We start from the raw sequence: 19,399 nt of genomic DNA on the forward strand, positions 1-19,399 counted from the left end.
TGAATCACTGTCAGAGTCAGAATCACTGTCAGAGTCGGAGTCGCTATCCGTGTCAGAGTCACTGTCAGAGTCCGAGTCACTGTCAGAATCGGAGTCGCTATCCGAGTCAGAATCACTATCTGAATCAGAGTCACTGTCGGAGTCCGAATCGCTATCAGAGTCGGAGTCACTGTCGGAATCGGAGTCACTGTCGGAGTCGGAGTCGCTGTCAGAATCAGAGTCACTGTCAGAATCGGAATCACTATCAGAATCAGAGTCGCTATCGGAGTCTGAATCACTGTCAGAATCCGAGTCGCTATCGGAATCAGAATCGCTGTCGGAATCAGAATCGCTGTCGGAATCAGAATCGCTATCGGAATCAGAATCGCTATCAGAGTCACTGTCGGAGTCCGAATCACTATCGGAATCGGAGTCACTGTCGGAATCCGAATCGCTGTCAGAGTCCGAATCGCTGTCAGAGTCCGAATCGCTATCAGAGTCCGAATCGCTATCAGAGTCCGAGTCACTGTCAGAGTCAGAATCACTGTCAGAATCCGAATCACTGTCAGAATCCGAATCACTGTCGGAATCACTATCGGAATCGGAGTCACTATCCGCATCAGAGTCACTATCGGAATCAGAGTCACTGTCGGAGTCCGAATCACTGTCGGAGTCGGCGTCACTATCCGAATCAGAGTCGCTATCCGAATCAGAGTCACTATCGGAATCAGAGTCACTGTCGGAGTCCGAATCACTGTCGGAGTCGGCGTCACTATCCGCATCAGAATCACTGTCGGAATCAGAATCACTGTCAGAGTCCGAATCACTATCGGAATCGGAGTCACTATCCGAGTCACTGTCAGAATCCGAATCACTGTCGGAATCAGAATCACTGTCAGAGTCCGAGTCACTGTCGGCGTCTGAATCACTGTCAGAATCGGAATCACTATCAGATTCCGATAAATCTTCGGCAGCAACAGCTAAATCAGCGTACGAATGTGCGTCATTTGCAGCACTTGAAGCCTTATCCTTAGCTTCTTCCGCGGTCGAAGCGGCTTGTGAAGCCTCTTTAGCATGGCTAGATGCAGCAGAATTATCACCAGCAGCTTCAGCTGAGCTCGCCGTAGCGTAGGCCGTCGAAGCAGCCGCAGCAGCCGAGGAAGCTGCATCAGCCGCCGAACTTGCTACAACCGCGGCGGAAACCGCCTGATCTGCATAAGAACTTGCCGTAGAATTTTTATCTGCGTATTGATTAGCTACGTTACCATAAGAACTTGCCACGCTCGCATAGACGCCGGCTTCGTTGGCTGCCGAAGCGGCTAATGAAGCAGACGATGACGCCGCCTCACCGGAAGAAGAATTGACTGTTAATTGTCCGGCCCCTAACGTCATCGAAGCAGTCCCAGATTTAACAACTAAATAGTAGTAACCAGCATCACTGGTCTTCACGTTGTCTAATGTTAACGTTGAGCTAGTTGCCCCCGCAATGGCCTTACCATCCGATGTTGAGCCAGTCGCTGAGTAATACCATTGGTAAGTGAGATCCGTTTCGTCAGTATTGATTCCACCAACTGGCGTCCAGGTAACCTTGTCACCAGCATTGACCGTTTGGTCTTCTAAACCGCTTCCAACGAAGACATCCTTAGTTGCTGAGAAACTAGAACCGTCCGCGTTCGTAATCGTTGCCGTTAACGTTATTTTCCCCGTAACCGTGTCTGAAGTTGGTAAGACAAACCCATCTTCGTTAACCGTCGCGATGGACTCATCACTACTCGTCCACGTGATAGTTCCCGTTGCGTTTTCCGGATCGGTTGTCGCAGAGTAGGCACCTGTAGACGAATTCAACAAGTAATCATTTCCAGAAATTTCAATGCCGGTTGCGTCAATATCTTTGTCATAAATATTAACTTGGGCCAGATTACTATAGAAGTTCGTGCCGTAAACGACCCCCGCCGTTAAACTGTACGCCGCTCTAAATTGGAAAACCAAGCTTCCCGTATAGTCACTCTTAGTTGTCACGGTCAACGTATTAGAAACATCTGCAAGGTTCAAAATACTGGTGTTACTCTTCATTGAATAAGATTCAATGATGCCTTTATCTTGTGCCGTATCAATATCGTACCAGGTGCCTTCATACTGAACGTACCAGAAGGCCTTAGTCGCAACATTGACCGCAAACAGTCCCGTTCGAGCGGCACCGGTTAACGTAAAGGTACTTCCAGCAGTGGTTGACGTCACTGGCGTTGGCTGTTGCGTAATTCCCCCAACAATGGTCCAACCGAATAAGTCACCGGAATCTCCAGATGGTTCTTTTTGACCAGTACTCAAGTTATTAGAGTAGGCTTTAGCTTCGACTGCGGCCGAACTAGCTAATTCAGCTGCGGCCATAGCTTCAACCGCGTAAGAGCTGGCATCAGCAACCGACTCGTTGGCCGCCGAAACGTAAGAACTCGCCTCGTTAAAGTTCCCAGCATTTACAGCTGACGAGGCCATTGTCATGTAGTCGTTAGCCGCTGCTGCCGCTTCCGTTCCTAACATGGCGGAATATTGAGCATCAGCCGCATAACTACTCGTCATTGCCGTATAAGAGGCACCCAACGCCGTGTTCGTCGTATTAGCGGTCGCTAATGAGTTCGCCACCGTGGCTGCCGAGTACCCAATCGAGTTAGCAATCGAGTTGGCTTCACTCGCCGCGTTAGCCAAAGAACCGGCATAGGAGAATTGCGTATCCACCACAGTTTTAGTGGTCATCTCAGCCGCACTAGAAGCGGCGTTTAAATTATTTTCCGTCAAGATCAAGTAAGTGTTCGCATCATCAGCCGCACTGGAAGCAGAAGCGTAATCTTTCCCTGTAAACGTTGCTGCCAATGAGGCCGCAGAGTTGGCAGCGGCTGCCAAGGAACTAGCGGCACTCGCAGCCGAGTTTGCTTGATTCATGTATTCCAAGGCTGCTGAATTTAGTCCCGGAGCCGAAGAATAGGCATTATTCGCGTTGTTAGCATGTGATCCCGCCACAATGGCAACACTTGCAGCCGTACTAGCCGAAGCCGCCGCCGCTGCCGCGTAACTAGACGCCAGGTAATCCGCTGTGCCTTCTTGGCCTTCACCTTGAGCCGCTTTTTCCAGAGCCGTATCGACAAGTCCTAACGTTTTAGTTGCCGCTGAACTAGTTAAAACGTTGTAAGAACTAGCCGCCGTAGCAGAACTGGCCGCCATTGCCGCGTAAGAACTGGCCGCGTCATAGTTCCGACTTGCTTCATTTTCAGCCGCTAAACTTTGTGCTTGACTAGCCGCAGTTGCTGCGGAACTAGCCAACGTTGCGTAAGAGTTGGTTTCCTTAGAACTGCTTACGGCTAAATCAGCAACAGAACTTGGCGTAATCCCACTCATATCCGCAATTTCGTACATGTTATCTACTGCTGAACTTGCTGCCGCAGCGGCGGCTGCAGCGGCCGAGGCGTATTCACCAGCTAGGTTAGCGGAACTTGTTGATTGCGTGGTGTAATCACCTTTCGCATCCGTGACCACCACCGTGACTACGTTAGATGCGGAAGAAAAGGCGTTTCCACCGATGATTAAGGTTTTAGTCCCCGTAGCCACCGCCTGGTAATAGTACGTTCCAGCCGTTGCCATTGTTGCCGTATAGGTACTACCCGTTCCATCAACGGCGTTCCAATTGACACCATCCGACGACACGTACCAAGTGTAGGTTACCTTTGAAGCAGAATATCCCCCACTCGTCTTTAAATCGGTGGTCAAGGAAATTGAATCTCCCACAGCTAACGTATCGCTAGCAATGGCTAATGTTGTTGTCACATTTTTATCAGTCGCTGTTTGCTGATTCTCCACGTTAGTTTCAAACTCTTGAGCAAACGTTGCCGCACTGGAAGCTTGTTGCATGGCTTCCTGAGCCGTATTGGCTGCTGAAGAGGCTACCCGATAAAGGGAGTTAGCTTCTTTAGTCGTTGCCGCAATTGCCGCAGCCGAAGCAGCGCTACTAGCCATCGTTGCGGCCGTTTGGGCATCAACCGCATAACTCGCCGCCGTAGAAGCATACAGTACTGACTGATCCCCACTGTATTGCGTTGCATCATTAGCGTAACTCGCCGCTAACGTTGCATTACTAGCCGCTAATTGAGCACTACTACTAGCTAAAGTAGCAGCGTTTGTTACGGCCATACCGATAGCTGTATTCGCAGCAGATTGGGCCGTACTGTTAGCTTCGCTCGCCACCTGATAGTTGGTCATTCCTTGGCTTGCCAAATCCTTAGCCGTAACCAGAGCTTCACTCGCGGCTAGGTAATCTCCACTCGTTGCAGCGCTATTGGCAACACTATAAGCCGATTGGGCGGCACTCGCTAAACTATTAGCCGTAATTGCCGCGCTAGAGGCGACCATCGCCGCACTGTTAGCCTGTGAATAAGCAGATAAGGCGGCCGAATTCGTCTTATCGTATTGTGTAGCTTCATAAGCGGCACTGGCAGCCGCTGAAGCGGTGCTAGCTGCTTCGTTAGCGGCCGAGGCGGCCGAGAACGTTGCACTATTGGTGCTGCTGACCAAATCTTTAATATTCTGAGCTGCCGCTAATTCAGCGGCACTGGCGGCGCTAGACGCATCGCTAGCGTAACTGACGGCAACTAGGGCGTAAGATTCGGCAGCTAAAGAAGCGGTCGCATACTTAGTTGCCATATCGGCAGCACTAGAGGATACGGAAGTTGCATTTAAATACATAGAGGCCAAGCTGTTATAATGCAAGGCTAAATCGGCGGCCGTGGAAGTTGCCGCGTAGGCACTTTGGGCGGCACTATTAGCGGTCTGAGTTGCCGTAACGTTTACCAATTCAGCATAACTGCTAGCCGCCGTTGCTGACGAAGACGCACTGGAAGCCGCGTTGTTAACAACGTTGGCCACCGAATCAAAATTAGATTCATCCGTTGCTGACGAATTCGTCGACTCATTGGCCGTCGAAGGCGCAGTACTAGTTGCTGTCGAAGAGGCCGTCGTCGTGACACTTTTCTTAGTCGTCACCGTTCGACTAACGGCCGACGTCACATTACTAGTCAGCGTAACATCCGTTGCCGTTTGGGCAGCTAGACTCGCCGCTGCTGATTGAATGGCCGCGGTATTATCGGTTGTTTGCGCTGCGGTAGTTGCCGCACTAGTCGCTGCTGCGGTGGCCGTCGAATCGGTTGTCGTTGAATCGGTTGTCGTTTCAGTTGTTGCTTCGGTTGTCGCCGTAGTCGTTGCTTGATCGGTCGTCACCGGGTCAGCGGCCGAATTCACCGTGGACTCAGCCGTCGAATAACTAGCCGCTGCTGAACTGTTCGTATTAGTTTCCGTTACTTCATTATTAACGGTTGTTGCTTGCGTACTGGTTTGAGCAGTTGACGTTGTTGCGGTAGTCGTTGAGCTACTCGTTAATGTTGCTTGTGAACCAGACGTATGCTTCATTTTATCCGAATCAACGTTAGCTGAATCATCTGCCGAGTCGGTTGTATCCGCATGTCCGGTCACCTGTGGGGCACTCAAAAGTGAGAATGACGTGATGGCGGTAAAAACCCAGACCTTCCCTGCCTTAAACATCTTATATCTCAACTTAGGATCGCCGTTCACAGCTTTATTCCGCATGGATTTCACTTTGGACGTCCTCCTTTAGCCTATATCTGCGTTTGGGGTTATTCTAAATTCGTCGTATTAGTTAAGTAGATAAGCGATGACTTGGCACCACTCCCTCGGTCGCCTTTTATTAATCAAACGATAATCGCTTATTTATTGAGCCATATTAGCACACATACACTATGTAGACCATTAAATAGAGAACATTCTAAACGTACAATTGTTTATATCCACTGCTTAGTTTGTTATCTTTATCACCAATAATTTTTGTCGATTTTTATAAATTAGAATCTTCATCAAAAACTTAATTTTCAAAGCATTTATCCGTAAAGTCAATAAATAAACCGATTACAACCCGTCAAAGTGCTGCAAGTAAGCACTTGCAAAACGGTTTTCATTTTTCATTTTCAAAGATTAATTTGTGAAAACTAATTGATTAAGACTCTTTAAAATTAAAATTATTAAAAATAAGTCTTTAGCCATTTCCCCCTTTTTGTGCAAATAATACGGGTTTTCAATCTTAAAACACCTTTTTATTTTTTAAAATTCATTGTGCAAAAAATAAATTAATCAATTCGTAAATTGCGTCGACCGATTTTAGCCATCCATTTTGTCTTTTCCTGGCGGCCCCTCGGCCTGTCAATTTTTTCGCCTAAAAAGCGCCCATCCTAGCAGTTACTAGAATGGACGCTCCTTGATCTCTTAATTAAACTAAATTTTCTCGACTGATGACCCGAGCCATATCCGCTGGCAGCGGCGCATAGCAGGTGATCCACTGATCTAAAAATGGTTGATAGAACTGTAACCGAGCACAATGTAGTGCCTGGCGCTTGATCCACGGGTTAGTGGGCTGCCCGTACAACCAGTCCCCTAATAACGGATACCCGATTGCCTGACAGTGCACCCGAATCTGGTGGGTGCGTCCCGTGTGTAATTTCACCGCCAATAGCGTTGCTGTCTGTGAACAGGCTCGTACCCAAAACTCCGTGGTCGCCGCCCGACCATCCGGCCGTACCTGCCGCTTGATAAACGATTCACCCGCGCGACCAATGGGCAGGTCGATCATCCGATGATCCACGGGAATTCGTCCCTGTGCGACCGCAATATAACGTTTGTCCAATTGTCCCAACTTCAACTGCTTATCCAGAATAGAGTGGGCAAAGTGGTGTTTCGCGAACAACACGGCCCCACTGGTCTCCCGATCCAACCGCGTCACGATATGGGTCACACAACTCGGTGCCTGAATCGCAATTAAATGGCCTTTAACCCGGTTAGCTAACGTGTCAGCCGGATAAAGATGTGAAGGAACTGACGCCATTTCGGCCGGTTTATTAACCACTAGAAAGTGCTCATCTTCATAAAGAATATCCAGTGGGCCGTGGGAAACTGCCACGTGATCGTTAGGGGCTTCAGGGGGCAGTTGCAGGCCCACTTTTTGCCCCGGTCGCGCCATGGCAACGACACGCACCTCTTGACCGTCAAGCGTCACGATACCACCGTGAAATTTTACCCGCTTCAGGTAGGTTCGGGTAACGCCATGCGCCATGAGGACGGTTCGCACATGCACCGGATTAGTGCCCCCCACCGTCCACGCAAAAGCCGTCATGGGCGCTCCCGGCCGATAAACGACGTTTCGACCCGTTGCCAGAAGTGCGTGTGTCGGTACTCCGCAAAGGAGATTCGTTGTTGTGCAATCCGGTAAGTAATGGCTTTAACCGGCCGCCCTTCAATGCTGAGCTGGTCGCACATCAAAACGTTGCCCGCCGAATCTGTCGGCTCAATGCGAATCCATTCATCATCCGGAATAATTAAAGGGGAACCTAACGTTCGAAAGACTAAATTATTAATCGATGCAATCTCGGCCATCTGAATCGCGTTAAACCGCGGATTTAAGACCGCGCCCCCCACGGATTTATTATAGGCCGTCGAACCCGTCGGTGTGGAGATGCACAGACCGTCCCCCCGAAAACTTTCAAAAAATTCTCCCTTAATATAAACGTCCGCCACCATGGTCCCCGAAACCTTTTTAATGGTTGATTCGTTCAAAGCCAAGGCCCGATCGGATTGCGTCCCATCCGCATAATCTACTTGAATGGTTAGCAGTGGATAGCTGACACTCTGCCCGTTATCCTGCACTAAGCTTTGAATCAGATCGTTCACTTCGTAGTCGCGCCAGTCCGTATAGAAGCCCAAATGGCCGGTATGAATCCCCACGAAACGAATCTTATCCAGCCGGTCGGTGTAGTGGTGAAACGCCGATAACAGCGTCCCATCCCCACCGACCGTGACCACAATGTCGGGATTTAAGCTATCAATTTCGACGCCGCCCGCGGTCAACCCGCGATGTAACGCCGCGGCCACCTTTCGCGAAGACTGGCCGTTATTGCTATAAATAGAAACCTTCATCATTAGTCGTCCTTATCGTGAGTTGGTGTCGCCGGGGCCGAGTTCCCCTGCGGTGTATAGTGTTGTGCCTCCTGAATTTCTTCGCGAATCTCTGACATTTCCGTGTCGAGCTTAAACGCTGCCTCGGCCGCCCGTTGCAACCGTTGGCTCAAGTCTTCAGGAAACGCTCCCTGGTACTTATAGTTTAGAGAGTGCTCAATGGTAGCCCAAAAGTTCATGGCCAACGTGCGGACCTGGATCTCCGCCAAAATCTTTTTTTCACCCGTCACTAGCTGAACCGGATACTCGACCACAATGTGGTAGGAACGGTAGCCACTGGGTTTTTCGTTATGAATATAGTCGCGCTCTTCTAAAATCGTTAAGTCCGTTCGTTGACGTAACAAATCAACGACTTGGTAGATATCTTCAACAAATTGGCACATAATTCGTAATCCCGCAATGTCTTGCATATCTTGTTCTAGTCGTTCTTCGGTCACGTGGCGCCGCGTCATTTTTTCCTTGATGCTGGCAACCGGCTTCACTCGACCGGTTACAAATTCGATGGGCGAGCGCTGATTCTGGTTTTCAAATTGCTTACGCATCCCGCGTAGCTTCACCTTCAACTCGCTTACGGCTTGTTGATAAGGTAATAAAAATTGATCCCAATTTTCGATCATCGCAACTTCCCCCAACTTTAATTCCACATTTCACTTCTCGATTTTACCATATTTCGGGAAAAATCGACTCTAATTACCCACTTTCCCCGGAAAACTTGTGAACTATTCTTCAAATTCCAGAACTGACTTTTATGAGGCGTTTAGCTTTACCTCGATTCAAAAATGTTGCATGATTAGGTTGCGCCAAAACGTAAGGGCCCTTAACGACCGCAAACAAACGTTCTGATTGCGTTTTTTTCATTTTTTGCTAATGTAGTGATATTGTGACTTTTAAATTTGGTGCCTCAACGCGCCAATTGAGGACAGATTATAGGAGGAAGCAATGTGTTAGAAGTCTATTTGTTCGTCAACCCATTTGGCGCACGGTGTATGCGATCCGAGCGCAACATTATGAAGTTGGCCGACCACCTCGATAGCAAGGTCTCGTTTCAATTTGTTCCGTTACTCAATCAGCAAATTGTTGAACAAGCTTTAGCCTCAGTTCATCCCACGTTAGCCCAACGGAATACGTGTTTTAAAACTTACTACCAAGCCATTTTAGCTTATAAGGCGGCTCTTTTTCAGGGAAAACGTAAGGGGCGGAACTTCTTACTGGATGTCCAAAACGCCGTCATCCACCAGCATCAGGATTTTTCAACCGAGTTAACCCTCGATTTAGCGAAGGAATCCCACTTAGACCTGGATATGTTCCAGGAAGATTGGGCGTCTGATCTTGCGAAACAAGCCTTCCAGACCGATCAAAAATTGGCCGCGGAAATGAAGATTCAGCAAGCCTCATCCGCCGTGATCTTCAATTGTGACGTTTCCCAATATGGCCTATTACTCAACGACGTGACCTACGAAGCACTCTGCGATGTTTGTGAGAACCAGGGAGTCGCCACCAAGGCCTCGCTCATGCAAGAATTGAACTACGCCGCACCGGCTGCGGCTGCCGGCACGACTCACCGGCCCCACCTACACGTTCTTTAACGGTAGCTGAATCGTTTTACCTCAAGACCTCCCCCAAGGATGGTCTTTTTTTCTGCACTGGTGGGCCTACCGGTGAGTCCCCACAATATGGTATGATGAACCCACTAATTTACTGAAGGGGCGACACTATGTCTATTGCCATTGTTACCGACTCCGCAGCCTACCTGACCCCGGCGCAGCTTAAGCGTTATGCCATCACTGCCCTACCCATCACGGTCATCTTGGGCGCACACCAATACCCCGAATCCGAATTAACCGCCACAACTTTTTACGACTATCTGAACAGCGGTCAACCGCTCCCCACAACGGCTCAGGTTTCTCTGGGGCAGATTGAAACAGCCTACGATGAACTGGTTCGTCAGGGCGTGACGCAAATCATCTCAATTCACCTATCCAGTGGGATTACTTCGTTCATGGATAATCTGCGGGCCTTTTGTCAGACCTATACCAAGGCCGAAGTCTACCCCATTGATTCACTGATGGCGAGTGCCGGCGAAGCTAACCTGTGTCTACTGGCCGGTCGATTGATTGAGGCCGGTTATGATGCTCCGGCCATCGCTCATGCCCTTCTCACGCTCCGGGACACCCAACACGTCTACTTTGCCGTCGATAGTCTGCGGCATTTGGCGCGTACCGGTCGCCTAAGTAACCGCTCGGCAATGGTCGGCAGCCTACTAAATATCAAACCGTTACTCACCTTTGATGACACCGGTAAAATCATAGCCATTGGTAAGGAACGTACCATGCGCCGCGCCTTTCAGTACATGGAAGCCCAATTGACTAGCGATCTTAAAACGATTGACTACCCCCTACTGGCCACGATCATCGATGCCAACAATCCGGAATTGGCCCAACGGTGGCAAGACCATTTAGTCACGCAATTTCCCCAAGTGCGTTTTAATCGGAGTCAATTGGGGCCCGCCATCAGCGTCCACACCGGTGAAAAAACCATGGGCCTCTTCTGGCAACAGGATTGGCAAGAATTTTAAAATTGAAGCTAACAAAAGCGCGATTCCTTCGGGAACCGCGCTTTTTAAGTAAGCCTATTAGTTTTGTTTAAGTTGTTTGGCCAAATCGCCAAATTCCTTTAACCGGTCGGCAAAGGTCTGAAAAGCCGTTGCCAGGTAGTCGGGCTTAGTCATATCCACGCCCGCTCGCTTCATCACATCCAGTGGTAAGGCTGAGCTTCCGGCCTTGAGGTAGCCCAAATAAGCGTCACGTTTCGTTGAATCGCCACTTAAAATCCGTTGAGATAACGTCGTTGCCGCCGCAAATCCGGTCGCGTATTGATACACGTAGTAATCATAGTAGAAGTGCGGAATCCGGGCCCATTCATCGGCAATCTGAGGATCCGAAATCACCGCATCCCCGTAGTAACGTTGATTCAACTTCCCGTAATAGTCACTCATGAAGTCGGCGGTCAACGATTTCCCCGCTGCGGCTTGTTGGTGAATGTAATCTTCGAATTCAGCGAATTGGGTTTGCCGGTAGACCGTTCCTTTGAAGCCATCCAAATAGTGGTTCAGCACGTAAGCGCGCACCTTCGGATCCGTTTGGGTTTTCAAGAGGTAATCGGTCAACAAGTTTTCGTTAGTCGTTGAGGCGATCTCGGCCACAAAAATCGAGTAATCCCCGTATTGGTAGGGTTGATTATGCCGGGTGTAGTGGCTGTGAATACTGTGGCCCATTTCGTGCACCAGCGTAAATAGTCCTTCCAGGCTATCCTGCCAGTTCAACAAGATATACGGTTTAGTATCGTACATCCCACCGGAATAAGCCCCGGAACGCTTTCCGCGATTCTCCACCACGTCGATGGCCCGGCCATCAAACATCTTCTGTACGTTGGCCACATAATCGGGGCCCAGGACGGCCAGTGCCTTTAACGCTTCAGCCTTAGCCTGTTCGTAAGTGTACTTCAGGCTGGGTTCCCCGGTAATTGGCGTGTACAGGTCGTACATGTGCAACTCGTTAACCCCCAACAAGTCCTTCCGTAACGCCACGTATTGGTGTAAGAGGTCTAAATGATCATTGACGGAACCGACCAGCGTATCGTAGACCACGGCCGGAATCTGATTGGCACTCATCGCCGCTTCCCGGGCACTCCCGTAATGTCGCACCTGAGCCGTGAAATTATGCGTTTTAACCTCACTAGCTAACGTGGAGGCAAAGGTATGCCGGAATTGTTGATAAACGCTGTAGAGGGCCTTAAAGGCCTGTTCACGAACCTTGGGAGTTGTGGACTCCAGTAAGACCCCGTACAACCCTTGTGATAACTTGACGTCGTGACCGTCCTCGTCTTGCACCACGGGGAATTGTAAATCGGCGTTATCGAGTACGCCGTAAGTCTTCTCTGACGCTTCAAAAATATCACTAGCCCCGGCTAATAACCGTTCTTCGGGAACGGATAACGTGTGGGCTCGTTGTTGCCCCAACACCGCAAAGAAGTGTTGGTAGACGGCCAACTTCGGCTCCGCAGTCATCAGAGCTTGCAGTTGCTCAGCGGGCAGGGCCAAAACCTCGGGTTCAAACCACGCCGTCGCTGTCGCTACCGTTGCCACCAAGGCGCTGGTCTGATCAGCAAAGTCTTGATACTGAGCGTTCCCAGTATCTTGGTCATTCTTAAGTGACGCGTACACGTAAGCCCGTTCGAGTTGCCGGTTTAGGGCAAAAACGGCCGTGGTCACCCGGTATAAGTCGCTCCCACTAGTCGCCAAGTCCCCCTTCAGCTGGGCGACCGTTTGCGCCTGGTGTTTAATCTCGGTGATTGCCTGGGTAAACGCCGCATCATCGGCATAAATGGGGGTCAGGTCCCAGGTTAAAGCTGTAGGCACCGCGGATCGTTCTGGAATTTGTCGCATAAATAATTACCTCCTTAAGCGTTCTCTAGGCTTAGTTTAGCACTTTGCCTCCTTAACTCCCCCGGCAAGATCTTATTATTTAGTCAGTCCCAATCCGTGCCGACCGCCAACGTGGCTGCCGGCGAATCTGCCAGCCGTCCGGTACGACCGTGAGATACCCCCGTTGAACCAGCTCCGTCATTAATTGAGCTTGCAACCGGTCAACCAAGTGGGGAAAACTCACGCGAACAGTCTGTTCATGACCACCCACTAACTCCAGGCAATGCTGAGCTAACGGGGCCAAGCGATTCGACGTTAACGGGCCGTTCAACGCAAAGAGGGCCGTTCCGAACAGGATTCGCCATAGGAGCAGCCCCCGTCCCAACACCGGTGGCGTACTCCCCGTGGTTTCAAACGCCTCAGGAAACCCCAACAAATGGTGACCCCGCAGGTATAAAAATTCTTGGACGGCGCGTAAATTAGGCGTGGCACGGGCCAGTTCTTGCGCCCAATGATACCGCACCCGCTTCAAGGAAAGGCGGGGGTACGGGTCCAATTGGGTCGGTCCCGCTATCAGTGCCGCCAGATTAGCCACACTGGTCACCTGACCACCATAATGTCCCGCTACGTCCTGATAGAGGTGGTGCGTCAATTGTAACCGTTGCTGGGTCACGTCCCAGAATGGCAGACAAAGTTCCCACCGCGGCAACCAGCCCATAAAACGTTCAATCAATGCCCAATTTAACCGTTGTTGTGCGTAACGGTGGCCCAATAACCAGAACGGATAACAGCCGATTTTCTGATAACCGGCCGTGCGCGTACTCACCCCAGCGAGTGACAACGGGCTACACTGAAACTCTACGGCTACCGGCTGGGAGGTTCTAGCCACCCACACGTCGGCGCGCTGCTGAATCATGGGCAAGACGTGCTCTAATTCGGTCGGTCCCCAGGGCGTAAAAAAATCCGCCAATTGGCGTTTCCCTGCTAAATGTTCGGGTGTCTCCCCCTCCCCTTGAATTACGCAAGGACTTTGGGGCAGGTGCGCAAAGTACGGGATGACCTGACGTCCCCGGTGTAAACGAACTGGTTCGTGACAGGCCGGACACCGATAATCCGGCCGACGCACCGCATTTTGCGCGTCTACTAACTGATCTGCGAGTTCTGCAAGTAACATTAGCTCACCTCCTTACCGGTAGCTCCGGCAAAGGAATCAAAATTAGGCGAAAAAATAACCCTTATCCGTAATTGGATAAGGGTTAGTCAATTATTAACTTAAGCTTGCTTGGGAAAGTGCGCAATCACCTGGTAGATAGGCCCCTTCGCCGAGAATTTTTGTTCGTATTCGGTTTGGATATCTTCTACGCCATCGGTTGCTTGGTGCAGATCCAACCAAACCCCGTCAAAAACCATTGAGAAATTGTTCAGACTTTGTAACGAGTATTCGAATAGGCCCCGGTTATCGGTCTTAAACTGCAACTGGCCATCGGGCGCCAACACGTCTTGGTAATGGGCCAAGAAAACGGGCGACGTTAACCGCCGCTTCGCGTGTCGGGACTTTGGCCACGGGTCGGAAAAATTGAGGTAAAGCCCCGCCACTTCGCCGGCCGAAAATAACGTGTTGACCGCTTCGCCGTCCGTATGGACCATCTGAATGTTGGTCAGTTCGCTGGCCACGACCTTCTTTAGCGCCACGGCAATGACCGACATCTGAATTTCAATCCCAATAAAGTTACGTTCTGGGTGTTGCCGGGCCATTTCCACGATGAATTGACCCTTTCCCGTTCCGATTTCCACGTAAAGGGGTTGGTTCGTGGGAAACCGACTTTCCCAATTGCCCTTCAAGGCTTCAGGAGCCGTCACCATTAAATCATCATGTTCGGCCAGGTAGTCTTTGGCCCAAGGTTTGTTACGCACACGCATTTAAAACGTCCTCCTTAAGACGAACGGCGGGTATGGAAGTTGGCTCCCACCCCGCCGTCAAAATTAATCATGAACTGACTCACGCGTCAGCTTTTCTAATAAGATCAAGTGTTGATTCATCAACTGGAACCGCTGTTGACGGTAACTTTCGGCAATCACGATGATGCAATGCATCCGCGCGTACCAATTGACACGAGCCGTTAGCGTATCCGTCACCTTCTCGCCGTAATCGCGCAGCCACCGTTGCCATTCTTCCAATGGCACGTATTCGCACAATAACGATCCTAGATCAAAGGCCGGATCCGCAAACGTCGCGGCGTCCCAGTCTACCAAATATAACCGTTGGCGATCGGATAATAACCAGTTTTTATGGTTCAAATCACCGTGACAAACTTCATACGCAGTCGTGGGCAATTGCGGTTGTTCCGCGTTCAACGCTTGGAGTGCGCGTTGAATCAACGGGTGTTGGCTGAGTTCCGGCGCAATGGTCGGCGTCAAACGGTCCAGCAATTGGGCGGGCGTCGTAGAACGGCCGCCGACTTTGGTCAACATGTTATGAAGTAATTCGGAATGGTGAACTTTGTGCAACAAGCGTGCAACGCGTTGTTGGCGCATCTCGATACGGTGAAGGGTACGGCCGTTCAGCCACTCTTGGGCGGTCATTACGTCGCCGGTGGCTAACCGTTGGGTCCAGACCAGCCGGGGCGTGATGCCTTCCATGGAAAGCGCGGCTAAAAACGGTGACGCGTTTTGTTTTAAGAAAACCTTCTGGGAGGCTTTCGTCCCCATAAACGCCGTTCCGGTATTGCCACCCAATGGGGACAACTGCCAGCCATCACGTATATTTGGTGTCATCGTGCCACCCCTTCCTCAATTTGTCAGCTATTGTCCATTTTAAGGGGCAACGGTGACAGCGTCAACCTTTATTTTTAGCCGCGCGCTTCAGACGTTGGGGCGTGTAGATTCGCGCCAAGTAGCCCACCTCGACGGCAGCGACCACCAGGGTGATGCCGGCCGTCACGAGGTTGTGATTGACCGCCACGACCACCAGCCACAATAAGATTGCCGTCGTCGTCAGGATTCCGGTGACCAGCGTCACGAAGCTACCTAGCCGTTGGTCCCAAGTCAACGGATACACGTGGGTAAACACGATATCGTCGTATTGCTGGAAGAACGGTAATAGCTGAAAGCCAATCAGGTAGATGAACAGCGCCGTCAAAACGACCGGTAACCATTGTCCCTGAATAAAGGCCAACAAAAGCATCCCAATCACGGTCAGTCGAACGACCAACCCGCTGAATTCGGTTCCCCGTAACATGCCGCGACTATAAAGGTAGAGGTACGTTTTATCGTGCCGGACCGGAATCCGCCGTAAGAGGCCATCCAAGTAGCGGCGCCGCCGAATCGTGCCTTTGACCATCGGCACGTCAGTGAATAGGTTAAAGAACCGGTAAATTCCTAACATCCGGTTATCCTCGATTGCGATTTGTTCCCGCCAGCGAATCTGTTGGTGTTCCCAGTGTTGTTGGAACCACACAATCACCGCAATGTCGGCCACTAAGCTTAACCCAATGGCGACGTACGGCGTTAGCCACAAGGCCACGGCCAAAATAATCAGGCTCACGCCCCACTTGACCGTCCAGTGGTTCATTCGGCGCTGCCCAGTTACCTGGTACGCACTCGCCAAATCTAGTCGCAGTAGGGTGTCTTTCAACAGCACCTGCGTGACGACTAGCCCGGCGACTTGGGCTAACGACCAGTCCAACGTGACCCGCAGAAACGGTGTCAAGATGAACAATAGAATCAGCTGCGTCGCTTGGGCCAACCATTGACTATACCGCCGAGCCACCACGAAATAGTCGTGCATCGCCCGCTCCTTCGGTAGTAGGAAGACACGGTCGGCATCTTCGATCAGGGTCGCAAATCGACCCACCTGTGCGGTGATTGCCAGAACGACCAAAGCAACCAGGGGGGCCCACCAAAGACCGGTCGTCAATTGCTTTAACACGTTAGAGTAGCCTAATCCCAGTCCCCCTAAGAAGAACAGTAAGGCAAAAACAAAAAAATCGTTAAAGACTAGCCGGAGATACTTCGCCATTTCCCGGAGATGGCGTTGCCGGCGTTGTTGGAAGAGGCCGATCATGCGCGGTCGACCTTGGTCATCGACAGGTAAATATCGTTCAGTGATTCCCCCGCTTCCGGAAGAGCGGCTTGTAACTCACTTAACGTGCCTTCAGTCTCGACCTGACCCGAATGGAGCAACACGAACCGGTCACAGTAACGTTGGGCCGTGTCCAAAACGTGGGTCGACATCAAAATGCTGGCGCCCCGCTGTTTCCGTTGCTCGATTAAGTTCAACAAATCATTGACCGCCAGCGGATCTAGCCCTAAGAAGGGTTCGTCGATAATGAACAACTTGGCTTGGGTCAAAAAGGCGCAAACGATCATCACCTTTTGTTTCATCCCCTTGGAAAAGTTCGCGGGGAACCAGTCCAACTTGTTATCTAGCCGGAAGGTCTTGAGTAACTCGTGGGCCGTCACCCAAGCCTTTTCTTGGTCCAGGTCGTAAGCCATCATGGTCATTTCCAGGTGTTCGCGTAACGTCAATTCCTGATACAACACCGGTGTTTCGGGAATATAAGCAATTTGTTGCTTATACGCCTGACTATCCTGAGCGATGGTGACGCCGTTGATGGTGATTTCCCCTTTATGGGGCGTTAAGAGCCCAATAATGTGGTTAATCGTGGTTGATTTCCCTGCCCCGTTCAGGCCAATTAAGCCGACCAATTCACCGTCCCGCACGTCAAAACTAATATCCTTTAAGACGGGAATTTGGGAGTACCCTCCCACGACATGGCTAACCGTTAATGCCATCGAATCATCCCTTCATGTTTAAAATTACTGACGAATCGTCATGTTTCAGCGAAAACCGGTTACCCTTAATGCCGTTTCGCTTGACCGGTTTTCGCTGCTCGTTTTCTCTCCGTTGAACCGCCTTATTATACCATAGCTCCCCGGGCAAACGAGTAATGCGGCTAAACCCAGACCCGTTGGTGGTGTATAATGAATGAAATCACAACGAAAGAAGGAGTTTCCATGGAACCAATGACCCTTGACCCCCACTATGACGACGATTGCATCTTCTGCAAGATTCTCAAGGGGGACATCCCGAGTTATACCGTTTATGAAGACAACATTGTGAAAGCCTTTTTGGACATCTCGCAAGGCACTCCCGGCCACACGCTGGTGATTCCTAAGACCCACGTCCAAGACATCTTTGCCTACGACACGGATCTGGCTGCCGCCGTTTTTGCGCGCATTCCGAAGATTGCCCGGGCCGTCAAAGCCGCTGACCCGACCATCATTGGGATGAACATCGTCAACAATAACGGTAAGGTTGCCTACCAGTCCGTCTTTCACTCCCACTTCCACCTGGTCCCCCGTTACAGCGATGATGATGACTTCAAGATGATTTTTAAGGATAATTCGGGGAACTACACCCCGGCCAAATACGCGGCCATTCAAGCGCAAATCAAGGCGCAACTGGAGGATTAACTTATGGGATTAGGACGCTTTGTGGCCGGCGTTAGTTTAGCTGCCGGTGTTGGTTTAGCAACCTATCTAACTTTGACGCAACAAGACCCCCTGACTTGGGGGAAGAAAGTCCAACGTTCCGTTCAACAAACGGCCCAACAACTCGACGATGTTCGCCAAGCTAAGGACCAGGTCGCCACTAACGCTCAGCAGCTTGCTACCGCGCTGGAAGATGGCACGCAAACTTTAAACGCGATTCAGACGCAAATTGACAAGTTTCAATTTAAGGTGGCCCCCCGGGTGGCCGTGATCGAAGAGACTTTGGCCCGTCTGGAAGATCGCGAATCTTGAAGGTTTTGTAAAAGTTCCGGGACCTTTTTAGGTTTGCCAATTTTTGTGTTATGATGTCTGAGTATGGTGTTTACACCAATTTTGATGAATGGATGTGTTGAGGAATATGAAGAAATGGTTTATCGCCCTGGCCGGCGTGCTCTTAGCTGTCACGCTTGCCGGTTGTGGGAGCCAGACCGTTGCCACGACTAATGGTGGCAAAATCACCGAAAGTGCCTACTACAGCAGTTTGAAGGGGACTTCTTCCGGTAAGCAAGTCTTGCAACAAATGATCTTAAATAAGGTCTTAGAAAAGCAATACGGTAGCAAGGTCAGCAAGTCGGCCGTTACCAAGCAATTCGACAAGTACAAGTCTCAATACGGTTCTTCCTTTAACAGTGTTCTGTCCCAAAGCGGCATGACGCAAGCCGGTTTAAAGACCGAAATTCGGTCGAACTTATTACTGAAGGAAGCCGTTAAGGACAACGTTAAGGTGACTAACGCGCAACTGGAGAAGCAATTCAAGAGTTACGAACCTAAGGTCACGGTTGCCCACATCTTAGTGGCTAAGAAGTCGACTGCGAACACCATCATCAGCGACTTAAAGGACACTAAGAAGAGTAACTTAACGACTGAATTCACTAAGTTAGCTAAGAAGTACTCCACGGATACGGCGACTAAGAACAAGGGTGGCGCTTTATCTGCCTTTGATAGTACCGATACTTCCTTAGACTCGACCTTCAAGAAGGCGGCCTTCAAGTTACAGACTGACGAATACACCAGGACGCCAGTTAAGACGCAATACGGTTACCACGTCATCTTAATGAAGAACAACCCTGGTAAGGGTACGCTGAAGCAACACAAGGCTGAATTAACGCAACAAATTATCGACAACGATATGAATGACAGCACTGTCTTGCACAACGTGGTTTCCAAGGTCTTGAAGAAGGGTAACGTTTCCATCAAGGATAACGATTTGAAGAACATCTTGTCCGACTACCTGTCCTCAAGCAGTGCTTCTTCCTCTTCTTCCAAGTAATTTTAACGCAACTTTTAAAGAGCACGCTTCGCCAATTGACGAGCGTGTTTTTTATTTCGGCTAATTACCCCTCCCCCGCTTCTCCCCCCATTCCACACATAATGCAAAAAAAG

At 50.3% G+C, this 19,399-nt stretch carries 15 protein-coding genes; 5 read left to right on the plus strand and 10 right to left on the minus strand.

What is annotated here, in order from left to right:
* The 4 genes from FD25_RS14350 to yjbM form a co-directional block, all read right to left on the minus strand.
* A partial coding sequence (locus FD25_RS14350; protein WP_225428565.1) for a KxYKxGKxW signal peptide domain-containing protein occupies positions 1–5,607 on the minus strand: 5,607 nt, incomplete at its 3' end.
* A 694-nt stretch (positions 5,608–6,301) separates the two neighbouring features.
* Complete coding sequence (locus FD25_RS10935; RefSeq protein ID WP_057804171.1) at positions 6,302–7,201, minus strand: RluA family pseudouridine synthase; 900 nt, start codon at positions 7,199–7,201, stop codon at positions 6,302–6,304.
* Positions 7,198–8,001, minus strand: a complete 804-nt coding sequence (locus tag FD25_RS10940; protein ID WP_057804173.1) for an NAD kinase — start codon at positions 7,999–8,001, stop codon at positions 7,198–7,200. Before FD25_RS10940 ends, FD25_RS10935 begins: the two co-directional genes overlap by 4 nt.
* Positions 8,002–8,003: 2 nt before the next feature.
* Entirely contained in the window at positions 8,004–8,657 is a 654-nt protein-coding gene (gene yjbM, locus FD25_RS10945; RefSeq protein ID WP_057804175.1) for a GTP diphosphokinase, read from the minus strand.
* Positions 8,658–8,981: 324 nt separating this feature from the next.
* On the opposite strand from yjbM, the gene FD25_RS10950 reads away from it, so the two are divergent.
* Both FD25_RS10950 and FD25_RS10955 read left to right on the plus strand, forming a co-directional pair.
* On the plus strand, positions 8,982–9,626 hold the full coding sequence (locus FD25_RS10950) for a DsbA family protein (RefSeq protein ID WP_057804177.1): 645 nt from the start codon (positions 8,982–8,984) through the stop codon (positions 9,624–9,626).
* A 128-nt stretch (positions 9,627–9,754) separates the two neighbouring features.
* Complete coding sequence (locus FD25_RS10955) at positions 9,755–10,615, plus strand: DegV family protein (protein ID WP_057804178.1); 861 nt, start codon at positions 9,755–9,757, stop codon at positions 10,613–10,615.
* A 57-nt stretch (positions 10,616–10,672) separates the two neighbouring features.
* On the opposite strand, the gene pepF is transcribed toward FD25_RS10955, so the two are convergent.
* The 6 genes from pepF to FD25_RS10985 all read right to left on the minus strand — a co-directional run bounded on the left by pepF (position 10,673) and on the right by FD25_RS10985 (position 17,257).
* Complete coding sequence (gene pepF / locus FD25_RS10960; protein ID WP_057804181.1) at positions 10,673–12,484, minus strand: oligoendopeptidase F; 1,812 nt, start codon at positions 12,482–12,484, stop codon at positions 10,673–10,675.
* A gap of 79 nt (positions 12,485–12,563) precedes the next feature.
* Entirely contained in the window at positions 12,564–13,637 is a 1,074-nt protein-coding gene (locus tag FD25_RS10965; RefSeq protein ID WP_057804183.1) for a competence protein CoiA, read from the minus strand.
* A gap of 98 nt (positions 13,638–13,735) precedes the next feature.
* Entirely contained in the window at positions 13,736–14,383 is a 648-nt protein-coding gene (trmB, locus tag FD25_RS10970; protein WP_057804185.1) for a tRNA (guanosine(46)-N7)-methyltransferase TrmB, read from the minus strand.
* Between the two features lie 63 nt (positions 14,384–14,446).
* Positions 14,447–15,238 (minus strand): phosphotransferase family protein, encoded by a 792-nt coding sequence (locus FD25_RS10975; RefSeq protein WP_057804187.1) that lies wholly within the window; start codon positions 15,236–15,238, stop codon positions 14,447–14,449.
* A gap of 61 nt (positions 15,239–15,299) precedes the next feature.
* Positions 15,300–16,526 carry an ABC transporter permease gene (locus FD25_RS10980; RefSeq protein WP_057804189.1) on the minus strand — a complete coding sequence of 409 codons (1,227 nt, stop codon included), beginning with the start codon at positions 16,524–16,526 and terminating at the stop codon, positions 15,300–15,302.
* Entirely contained in the window at positions 16,523–17,257 is a 735-nt protein-coding gene (locus FD25_RS10985) for an ABC transporter ATP-binding protein (protein ID WP_057804191.1), read from the minus strand. The genes FD25_RS10980 and FD25_RS10985 overlap by 4 nt, the downstream gene beginning before the upstream one ends.
* A 222-nt stretch (positions 17,258–17,479) precedes the next feature.
* On the opposite strand from FD25_RS10985, the gene FD25_RS10990 reads away from it, so the two are divergent.
* The 3 genes from FD25_RS10990 to FD25_RS11000 all read left to right on the plus strand — a co-directional run bounded on the left by FD25_RS10990 (position 17,480) and on the right by FD25_RS11000 (position 19,286).
* Positions 17,480–17,938, plus strand: coding sequence for an HIT family protein (locus FD25_RS10990; RefSeq protein WP_371862422.1), 459 nt, complete (start codon positions 17,480–17,482; stop codon positions 17,936–17,938).
* 3 nt (positions 17,939–17,941) lie between these two features.
* Positions 17,942–18,268: a hypothetical protein gene (locus FD25_RS10995; protein ID WP_057804194.1), complete on the plus strand. Its 327-nt coding sequence runs from the start codon at positions 17,942–17,944 to the stop codon at positions 18,266–18,268.
* Between the two features lie 106 nt (positions 18,269–18,374).
* On the plus strand, positions 18,375–19,286 hold the full coding sequence (locus FD25_RS11000) for a peptidylprolyl isomerase PrsA (protein ID WP_057804196.1): 912 nt from the start codon (positions 18,375–18,377) through the stop codon (positions 19,284–19,286).
* The last annotated feature ends 113 nt before the right edge of the window (positions 19,287–19,399 follow it).

Source organism: Levilactobacillus acidifarinae DSM 19394 = JCM 15949 (genome assembly GCF_001434835.1).
In the GTDB taxonomy this organism is placed as follows: Bacteria; Bacillota; Bacilli; order Lactobacillales; family Lactobacillaceae; genus Levilactobacillus; species Levilactobacillus acidifarinae.

Bases quoted from the DNA above. Each gene is read 5' to 3' on its own strand.
- FD25_RS10935 (WP_057804171.1), bottom strand. From the start codon at position 7,201: ATGACGGCTTTTGCGTGGACGGTGGGGGGCACTAATCCGGTGCATGTG.
- FD25_RS10940 (WP_057804173.1), bottom strand. From the start codon at position 8,001: ATGAAGGTTTCTATTTATAGCAATAACGGCCAGTCTTCGCGAAAGGTG.
- yjbM (WP_057804175.1), bottom strand. From the start codon at position 8,657: ATGATCGAAAATTGGGATCAATTTTTATTACCTTATCAACAAGCCGTA.
- FD25_RS10955 (WP_057804178.1), top strand. From the start codon at position 9,755: ATGTCTATTGCCATTGTTACCGACTCCGCAGCCTACCTGACCCCGGCG.
- pepF (WP_057804181.1), bottom strand. From the start codon at position 12,484: ATGCGACAAATTCCAGAACGATCCGCGGTGCCTACAGCTTTAACCTGG.
- FD25_RS10965 (WP_057804183.1), bottom strand. From the start codon at position 13,637: ATGTTACTTGCAGAACTCGCAGATCAGTTAGTAGACGCGCAAAATGCG.
- trmB (WP_057804185.1), bottom strand. From the start codon at position 14,383: ATGCGTGTGCGTAACAAACCTTGGGCCAAAGACTACCTGGCCGAACAT.
- FD25_RS10975 (WP_057804187.1), bottom strand. From the start codon at position 15,238: ATGACACCAAATATACGTGATGGCTGGCAGTTGTCCCCATTGGGTGGC.
- FD25_RS10980 (WP_057804189.1), bottom strand. From the start codon at position 16,526: ATGATCGGCCTCTTCCAACAACGCCGGCAACGCCATCTCCGGGAAATG.
- FD25_RS10985 (WP_057804191.1), bottom strand. From the start codon at position 17,257: ATGGCATTAACGGTTAGCCATGTCGTGGGAGGGTACTCCCAAATTCCC.
- FD25_RS10990 (WP_371862422.1), top strand. From the start codon at position 17,480: ATGGAACCAATGACCCTTGACCCCCACTATGACGACGATTGCATCTTC.
- FD25_RS10995 (WP_057804194.1), top strand. From the start codon at position 17,942: ATGGGATTAGGACGCTTTGTGGCCGGCGTTAGTTTAGCTGCCGGTGTT.
- FD25_RS11000 (WP_057804196.1), top strand. From the start codon at position 18,375: ATGAAGAAATGGTTTATCGCCCTGGCCGGCGTGCTCTTAGCTGTCACG.